6 protein-coding genes are annotated in these 7,988 nt (G+C 66.1%); 5 read left to right on the plus strand and 1 reads right to left on the minus strand.

The annotated features are described in order from the left end of the window. Together E6K76_00535 and E6K76_00540 are read left to right on the plus strand one after the other, a co-directional pair. The gene (locus E6K76_00535) at positions 1-3,255 is read left to right on the plus strand and encodes a M6 family metalloprotease domain-containing protein (protein TMQ60879.1); all 3,255 of its coding nucleotides are present in this window, start codon (positions 1-3) and stop codon (positions 3,253-3,255) included. Then, positions 2,796-4,193: a UPF0164 family protein gene (locus E6K76_00540; GenBank protein ID TMQ60880.1), complete on the plus strand. Its 1,398-nt coding sequence runs from the start codon at positions 2,796-2,798 to the stop codon at positions 4,191-4,193. Before E6K76_00535 ends, E6K76_00540 begins: the two co-directional genes overlap by 460 nt. On the opposite strand, the gene E6K76_00545 is transcribed toward E6K76_00540, so the two are convergent. Then, positions 4,190-4,936: a UDP-2,3-diacylglucosamine diphosphatase gene (locus tag E6K76_00545; protein ID TMQ60881.1), complete on the minus strand. Its 747-nt coding sequence runs from the start codon at positions 4,934-4,936 to the stop codon at positions 4,190-4,192. The two genes, E6K76_00540 and E6K76_00545, sit on opposite strands and share 4 nt — an antisense overlap. Before the next feature lie 159 nt (positions 4,937-5,095). On the opposite strand from E6K76_00545, the gene E6K76_00550 reads away from it, so the two are divergent. The 3 genes from E6K76_00550 to E6K76_00560 form a co-directional block, all read left to right on the plus strand. Next, positions 5,096-5,428: a hypothetical protein gene (locus E6K76_00550; GenBank protein TMQ60882.1), complete on the plus strand. Its 333-nt coding sequence runs from the start codon at positions 5,096-5,098 to the stop codon at positions 5,426-5,428. Beyond that, positions 5,409-6,974: a Do family serine endopeptidase gene (locus E6K76_00555; protein ID TMQ60883.1), complete on the plus strand. Its 1,566-nt coding sequence runs from the start codon at positions 5,409-5,411 to the stop codon at positions 6,972-6,974. The genes E6K76_00550 and E6K76_00555 overlap by 20 nt, the downstream gene beginning before the upstream one ends. Then, positions 6,937-7,988, plus strand: a 1,052-nt coding sequence (locus tag E6K76_00560) for an N-acetylmuramoyl-L-alanine amidase (protein TMQ60884.1), incomplete at its 3' end; no start/stop codon positions are given. The genes E6K76_00555 and E6K76_00560, both read left to right, overlap by 38 nt.

Here is a 7,988-nt window from a genome sequence, read left to right on the forward strand (position 1 = left end):
TTGACCGGCGCGCGGATTCGCCGGTACACTGGCGCGGTGCGATTTCCCCCGCCCCGGTCCAGTCGGACGCTCCCGTTCCTCCTGGCGCTCTCCCTAACGCTCCTCGCCCAGACGGCCTCAGCCGTGCCCCCCGTTCCGGGAAAACACGGTTCTCCGGGGCCCAAAGAAGGCTTTTCCACGGCGCGTTTGAGGCGCGACTTCGCGCTCTTGCCGGGGCGCGGGGAGCGCATTTCCGTCGAGACACAAGCCACCTATCAGGTGCTGGCGCTTCGCGTGTCCTTCAGCGACACCCCGATCGAATCCTCCTCGGCCTACTACAACCGAGTCCTCTTCTTCATGAATCAGTACTGGAACCAGGTCTCGGGCGGGCAGGTGACCCTCCAGCCCACCCTCTGGGACTCGGTTTTCACGTTGCCCCAGACGATGGCCTACTACGGGGACGACGACCGATTTCAGGAACGGGTCGTCTTCATGATCCGGGACCTCATCGCGCTCGCCGATTCCACAGTCGACTTCCGCCCGTACCAGAGCATCGTGATCTTCCACGCGGGCCAAGGGCAGGAGGCGGACGTCCTGGACAACAGCCGGCAGCAGCTCTGGTCCGCGTTCGTGACGCCCGAGGATTTCAAGACCGTCCTGCCCGATTCAACCGGGGGCCTCGGAATCAAGACGAACGACGCGATCTCGCCCGGAAACTTCTATCGGATCCAAGAAGTGGTGGAGGTGCCGGAGTCCGAGAGCCAGGACGGCTACGTCTTCGGGATGACCGGGGTTACGTGCCACGAGTTCGGGCATCAGCTCGGGCTTCCCGATCTCTACGACACCACGCCCGACCAGAACGGCTACTCCCAAGGGCTGGGATCATGGGACATCATGGCCACGGGCGTTTGGAACGCGAACGGATTCGTCCCCTGCGAGCCGAGCGCCTGGAGCAAAGCGTTCCTGGGCTTCATCGCGCCGACGCGGATCACCGCCGATCAGCCCGTGGCGCTCTCGCAAGTCGAGCGCGCGGTGGGCTTGAACCCCAGGCTCCTCCAGATCCCCGTGACGCAGAGCGAATACTTTCTCCTCGAGAATCGCCGGCAGGATCTGAACAAGAACGGCAAGTTCGATTTCGATGACGTAAACGGCGACGGTTCGTTCGATTTCTACACGGACAGTTATCAGGGGGCGGAGTTCGACTTCTTCCTGCCCGGCGACGGCACGGGGTCGGGAATCCTCGCCTACCACGTCGACGAGTCGAAGATCGCCTCGGGGCTCCTCCCCAACATCGTGAACGGCGACCGCGACCGTAAGGGGATCGACCTCGTCGAGGCAGACGGCATCGAGGACCTCGACGATCCGCCCAGCGGGTTCAACTCCGGCAGCCCGGACGACGTCTTCCGCGCCGGCTGGCGCGACCGATGGACCCCCGACACGACGCCGTCGACGGAGGCGTACGGCCACATCCGCACCGGCATCTCGGTCGCGAACATCAGCGCCCCGGAGAGCCTCATGACGTTCGACGTCTCCTTCGCGGGGCAGAAGCCCGGGTGGCCCGTCGTGATCGGAGGCCGCGCGAGAAACGCCGGGGTCCCACCCCTGGCGGTTGACTTGGACGGCGACCAGAAGCCCGAGCTGATCGTTCCCATCCAGCGCCTCAACAACACCGGCGCGCTCTACATCTTGAAGTCGGACGGGACCGATTTTCGCGATTCCGACTCGAATCCGGCGACCCGCAACGCCTTTCTCACGACCCCGGCGGGGGTCAGCGAGACCCCTTGCGTCGGCGACATCGACGGCGACGGGAAGCTCGACATCGTATTCCAAACCCTGGACGGAGCGATCTACGCCGTGCACGCGGACAGCACCGAAGTGGCGGACGGGGACGGGAACCCGGCAACGTTCGGCGTCCTGGTAGCGGGGGGTGGGCTTTCGCGCGGGCAAGCGATCCTAGCGGACCTGAACGGCGACGGCGCGATGGAGATCATCGCGGGCAGGCCGGCCGGCGCGCTGGCCGGGTCCTTCCTCTCTGTATTCCGGGATTCCGCGGGCACGATCTCCTCCTATCTGGTGCCGATGGGAGGGTCGACGGCGTCCCCGCCGGCCGCGGCGGACTTGAATGGTGACGGGTTGCCCGAGGTGATCGTCGCGAACCTGTCCACCGGCGTGGGATCGGTGAGCGGGCTCTCGATCGTGAACTGGGAGATGCTCCTGGATCCGCTCCTCCCGACCGATCCCGATCAGTACGACGCGTACATGATCCGAGGCGGGCGGTTCTCGGCGCCCGTGCTCGCGGACCTGAACCGGGACGGCACCCCCGAGGTGCTGCTCACCGACCGCTTCGGCTCGATCCACGCGCTCCACGTCGCGTTCGCGCCGCATATCCCGGGAGATCTTCCGTCCACCTACATCACCACCACGGAGCTTCCAGGCTGGCCGACGGCGCGTCTTTCGGCCGGCGCCCTCTCGGAGGTCTCGCTCGGGGACCTCGAACGGGACGGCTACCCGGAAGTGTTTCACATGGGAGCCGACTGCCGTGTCGTTGGGGTGCACTACAGCGGCTCCTCCCGGAGCGGATACCCGCTCGCCCCCCGGGACGTCCTTGCCCCCGCGGACTCGACCGGGTTCTGGCCCCCGCTCATCGCGGACGTGGACCAGGACGGCGTTCTGGACGTCATCCCGATCCTGCCGGATGGAAGCCGCCCGGCGTTTCGCGCGGACGGGCGGCGGATCGCGGGCTTCGGCCAGCTCGGGAGCACGGGATCGGGCTCCCCTCCGATGCTCCTGGACTTGGACCGTGACGGGCTCCTCGAATGGATCGAGACCTTCGATCAGGTCCCCTTGGATCCCCGGGTGCAGGTGGAGGTCCACGCGACGTCGATCCCGGTGAGCCCGGGAACGGTCGCCTGGTCCCAGTATCGCTACGGGCCTACCCGGGACGGCTTCTTCCCGGCGTCACCGGCGGGATCTCCGTCCGGGACCTCGATCCTGTCCCAGGTGTATGCCTTTCCGAACCCATCGCGTTCCGGCACCACGTTCATCCATTACCGGCTCGGGGGCCAGGCCCGCGGGGTGCGCCTCAAGATCATGGATCCCACGGGGCACGTGGTCGCGGAGCCCGCGACGGGATCTGCCGACCTGCTCGGATCGGCCGAGCACGCCATTCCGTGGAGCCACGCCGCCCAGGCGAGCGGCGTCTACCTATGCCGCGTCGAGGTCGAATCGGACCGCGGCGTCGAAGTCAAGTTCACCAAATTGGCCGTCCTCCGATGATTCCTCTTGAGGAGAACTTCATGCATCGTTTCCATCGTTCTCAGGTGACTGCGCTCGCGCTGCTCTGGATGATCTTCGCTCCCACGGCCGCGCTTGCCGCCGCCGGTGAGGCCGGCTTCGCCTTCCTGAAGCTCGGAGTCGGCGCGCGCCCCATGGGAATGGGGAGCGCGTACGTCGCGCTCGCGACCGACCCGACGGCGGTCTACTGGAATCCGGCCGGCCTCGCGGACGCGGAGGGCGCTCAGGTCGTCCTGATGCACAACGAGTGGATCCAGGACTTCCGCCAGGAGTTCGCGGCGGTGTCCGGCTCGCTGGGACCGGGAAGGTTCGGCCTCGGGCTCGCGGGCTTCTATACCTCAGAGCTCGAGGAACGCGACGACGTGGGGAACCTCACGGGGCATTTCGGCTTCAACGACCTCGCCGCGACCGGCGCCTACGCGTACCGCTTCGCGCCGCAGGCGGCGGGCGGCGTGGCGGTGAAATTCATCCGCGAGATGATCGACCAAGAGAACGCGACCGCGGTCGCGTTCGATCTAGGCGGCCGGCTGGGGATCGGGCGGACCGGGGTGGCGCTCGCCGCGGCGGTGCAGAATCTGGGCGGCGACGCGAAGTTCGTATCGGAATCCTTCCCGCTGCCGAGGACCCTCCGCGCGGGGGCTTCGCTGTCGCGGGCGATTCCGAGCCTCGAGGGGAAGGGAGCGCTCAGCGCGGAAGTGCGCAAGGCGCGGGGCGACGACGCGCGCTTCCACCTGGGTGGTGAGCTCGAGTACAAGGAGCGGGTCGCGCTTCGGGCGGGGGCCAAGTTCGGATACGACGACGAGAAGCTGAGCTTCGGCGTGGGGTTGATCCGCAGCCGCTTTCATTTCGATTACGCGCTCGTTCCTCTATCCTCCGATCTGGGTACCTCGCACTTCTTCTCGGTCACGGCCCGCCTCTAGGAGGCCGGCCCGTCGCGGAAGTCCTCGAGCCGGAACACGCCTCCCTCGAGCCGCGCGTAGGTCCTCCGCTCGATCCAATCTCCGAGAACGACCAGCTCCCCGTCGCTTTCCCGGCGGTGCACCGGAATGTGGAAGTGCGCCAGCACCAAGGCGTCGAAGCCGTCGTGAAAGACCGGCCGGGCGAGCGTTTCCAGCAGCCAACCTTCGCTCCGCTTGACGCGCGGGGCGTGATCGCGGCTCGTGCGCGAGGTCATCGTGGCGAGCGGGATGCCGATATCGGGGTGAATCCAGCGGAAGAGCCAACGCGAGAGCCTGTTCCGGAGCACGCGCTTGAGGAGCTTGTAGCCTCGATCCCCGGGACCCATCCCGTCCCCGTGCGCGAGAAGGATGCGCCGACCCTGGATCGTGAGGGGGAGCGGAGCGTCGGTGAACGCGACGTCGAGCTCGCGTCTCAAGTAATCTCCGATCCAGAAATCGTGATTTCCGCCGACGTATGTAACGGGGAGCCCCGCGCGGCGCAGCTCGCCGAGCCTTTGCAGCACGGCCACGTAGCGCTTCGGCACCGTGTGGCCGTACTCGAACCAGAAATCGAAGAGGTCGCCGACGACGTAGAGCGCGGCTCGCTCCGAGAGGACAAGGTCGAACAGGCGCAGGAGATCGCGCTCCCGCCCCCGATTGGAATCGGAGGATCCCTGGCCCAGGTGGGCGTCCGCGACGAAATAGGCGCATCTGGGCTCGGGCATGACGCGTCAGTATAAGCGGCACAACGCCACCGGCAAGCGCGCTTCGGCCCATCGCCCGAACGGGAACCGCACTCCCCGGGTACGGTACTACAACCTTGACAGACGCCGCCGTGCCTTCCTAAAGTGGATGCAGGGCAATCGCTTGCGAATTGAGAGGTTATGACCAGCACTTCAAAATTTTGGGATCGTGTTCAAGACGAGGTTCGCACCGCGTCGGAGCGTGCCCGCAGGGAAGCGGAGCGGGCACTCCGGTCGGGCGTGCTCCGCATGGATCTCGTCTCGCTCCGCCGCGGGCGGAACCGGGCGCACGCCGATCTCGGCGCCCGGGTGCTCGCGCTGTGGTCGAAGGAGAGGCTCGAGGACCCGACCCAAGATCCCGAAGTGCTGCGTCTCAAGACGCTGGTTCAATCCATCGAGGATTTAATGGCGGCCAAGGAACAGGAGCTCAGGACGATTCGATCCCGAGTCTCCGATGAGCCCAGCACCCAATAGTGGAACCGCGTCCTCGCAGGACGCAGGTAGACGGAGGAAGAAAGGAATGGAATCAAAGGAGAGCATCCGTGCCGCGAAGGTTCTCGTTCTCGCGGGCGGAATCCTAGTCATCGGCATCGTCGTGGGGTTCATGCTGTCGGGAAACCTCAGCCTCTCGCCCGTGACTCAGGCGAAGGAGGCGGGCCTTCCCGCGGTGACCTCGTCCGAAAGCCCCTTCACCCAGATCGCCGACCGAGTGCTTCCCGCCGTGGTGACCATCGATACCAAGCGGACGGTCGATGCGGAAGGGTCGCCCCAGCTTAACTTCGAGGGTCCGTACGGCGACTTCTTCAAGCGCCTTTTCCCGGATCAGCCCAACCAGCCCCGATCCCCTCGGACGATGAGGATCCCGAGCAGCGGCTCGGGCTTCATCATCGAGAAGGACGGCCGGATCTTGACGAACAATCACGTCATCCGGGACGCGTCCGACATCACCGTCATCTTGAACGACAAGCGGAAGTTCAAGGCGAAGGTGGTGGGCACCGACCCCAGCACCGACGTCGCGGTCATCAAGATCAACGCCGACGGCGATCTCCCGACCGTGCCGCTCGGAGATTCCGATGACGTCCGGATCGGAGACTGGGCGGTGGCGATCGGGAACGCGCTCGGCGAGCTTTCGGGCACGCTGACGGTCGGGGTGATCAGCGGCAAGGGGCGGACGAATCTAGCGATCGCCGGCGGCGCTCCCGCCTACCAGGATTTCATCCAGACCGACGCATCGATCAATTTCGGAAACAGCGGCGGGCCCCTGCTCAACATCCACGGCGAGGCGATCGGAATCAACACGGCGATCAACCCCTCCGGCGAGGGGATCGGGTTCGCGATTCCGATCAACATGGCGAAGCACATCTCCGGTCAGTTGATCGCGCATGGGAAGGTGACGCGCGGCTGGCTCGGAATCGCGCCGCAGGAGCTGACGCCGGAGCTTGCGGACTCCTGGGGACTCCGGGACGTCTCGGGCGTGCTCGTGGCGAGCGTCAGCCCGAGCACCCCCGCCGACAGCGCCGGGTTCCGCGTGAAGGACGTGATCACCGAGTTCGACGGCAGAAAGGTTTCGGACGTGCAGAACTTCCGGCTCCTCGTGGCCGACACGCCGGTCCATAAGAGGGTTCGCGTGCACGTGCTCCGGGAGGGACAGCCGCGCGACATCTACGTTCGCCTCGGCGAGCGCCCTGATGAGAAGCTGCTCGGGCGGCGGAACGCTCCTCCCACGGAAATCCTGGGATTGTCGGTGGAGCCTTTGACCGGGGACTTCGCGAAGGAGAACGACATCCGCGAAAAGACCGGCGTCGTTGTCACCGACGTCGCGCAAGGGAGCCCGGCCGATGACGCCGGCGTCACGCGCGGCGACATCATCAAGGAAGTGAACGACACGAAGGTAAAGGACGTCTACGATTACAATGCCGCGATCGATCGAGCCAAGGCGAAGAATCCGAAGAAGCCGATCATCTTCCTGATCAAACGAGGCGATGCGACGCAGTTCCTGGCAGTGGACCCCGAAGGATGATCGCGACCGGTTGAGGGCTCTTCGTTCTCACTCGGCAACGAGGCCCGGCCCGTGGCTCCCGAGATGGGGGCTCCGGACGGGCCTCCCCGTTTGGGGACTATTGGCTGTCTTGTCCGTGGGGGCCGGGCCGCCGGCTCCCCGCAACGCTGCGAGAACGCCTCCCCGCGCTCCCCGGCCGGCGCCCGAGCTGGTGAGGATCCGCTTCTGGACCGCGCCGGATCACACAAGGCTCGTATTCGATCTCTCCGGCCCGCCTCCCGCCGAACCCCAGTTCCGCCTTTCGGGGCCGACGAGCTACGAAGTCTCCATCCCAGGGGTCCGTAAGTCGCTCGCCGTGACGGGGGAGTTCGTCGGGGATAGCCTGGTTGCCGACATCTTCCCGGCCGTCTCCGACTCGGGAGTCGTGATCCGGATCGGCCTCAAGCAGACGACGACGCCGCTCGCGTTCGTGCTCGCCGCGGCGGACGGTGTCCCGGACCGCATCGTCATCGACGTGCCGGCGCCCCCCAATCCTCAAGCCGAGCTCAAGCTGGAGCAGCAGCTGAGCGAGATCAAGAGATCGAAGCGGCTCATCGTCGCGATCGATCCGGGCCACGGCGGGGACGATTCCGGAGCGCTCGGCTATCGAAGGCTCCCCGAGGCGGACATCGTCCTCGCGATCGCGAAGAAGCTGAGGTGGGAATTGGAGCAGATCCCGGGCGTGAGCGCGTTTCTCACCCGGACCGGGGACTATTTCATCCCCCTGCGGAGGCGGATCGAGCTCGCGCGGAAATACCAGGCGGACATCATGATCAGCATCCATTGCAACGCCAGCAGGAATCACGAGGCGACGGGCACCGAAGTCTATTTCCTTTCGCTCACGGGCGCGACCGACGAAGCCTCCCGGTCCCTGGCCGAGTCGGAAAACGCGGCCGACCTGATCGGGGGCGTGTCCGCCGAGACGGGGGACGATCTCCTGGGAATCCTCTTCGACTTGCGCCAGAGCGACACGCTGCGGCGAAGCAGCGAGCTGGC

The sequence above is a fragment of the Candidatus Eisenbacteria bacterium genome, from assembly GCA_005893275.1.
In the GTDB taxonomy this organism is placed as follows: Bacteria; Eisenbacteria; RBG-16-71-46; order SZUA-252; family SZUA-252; genus WS-7.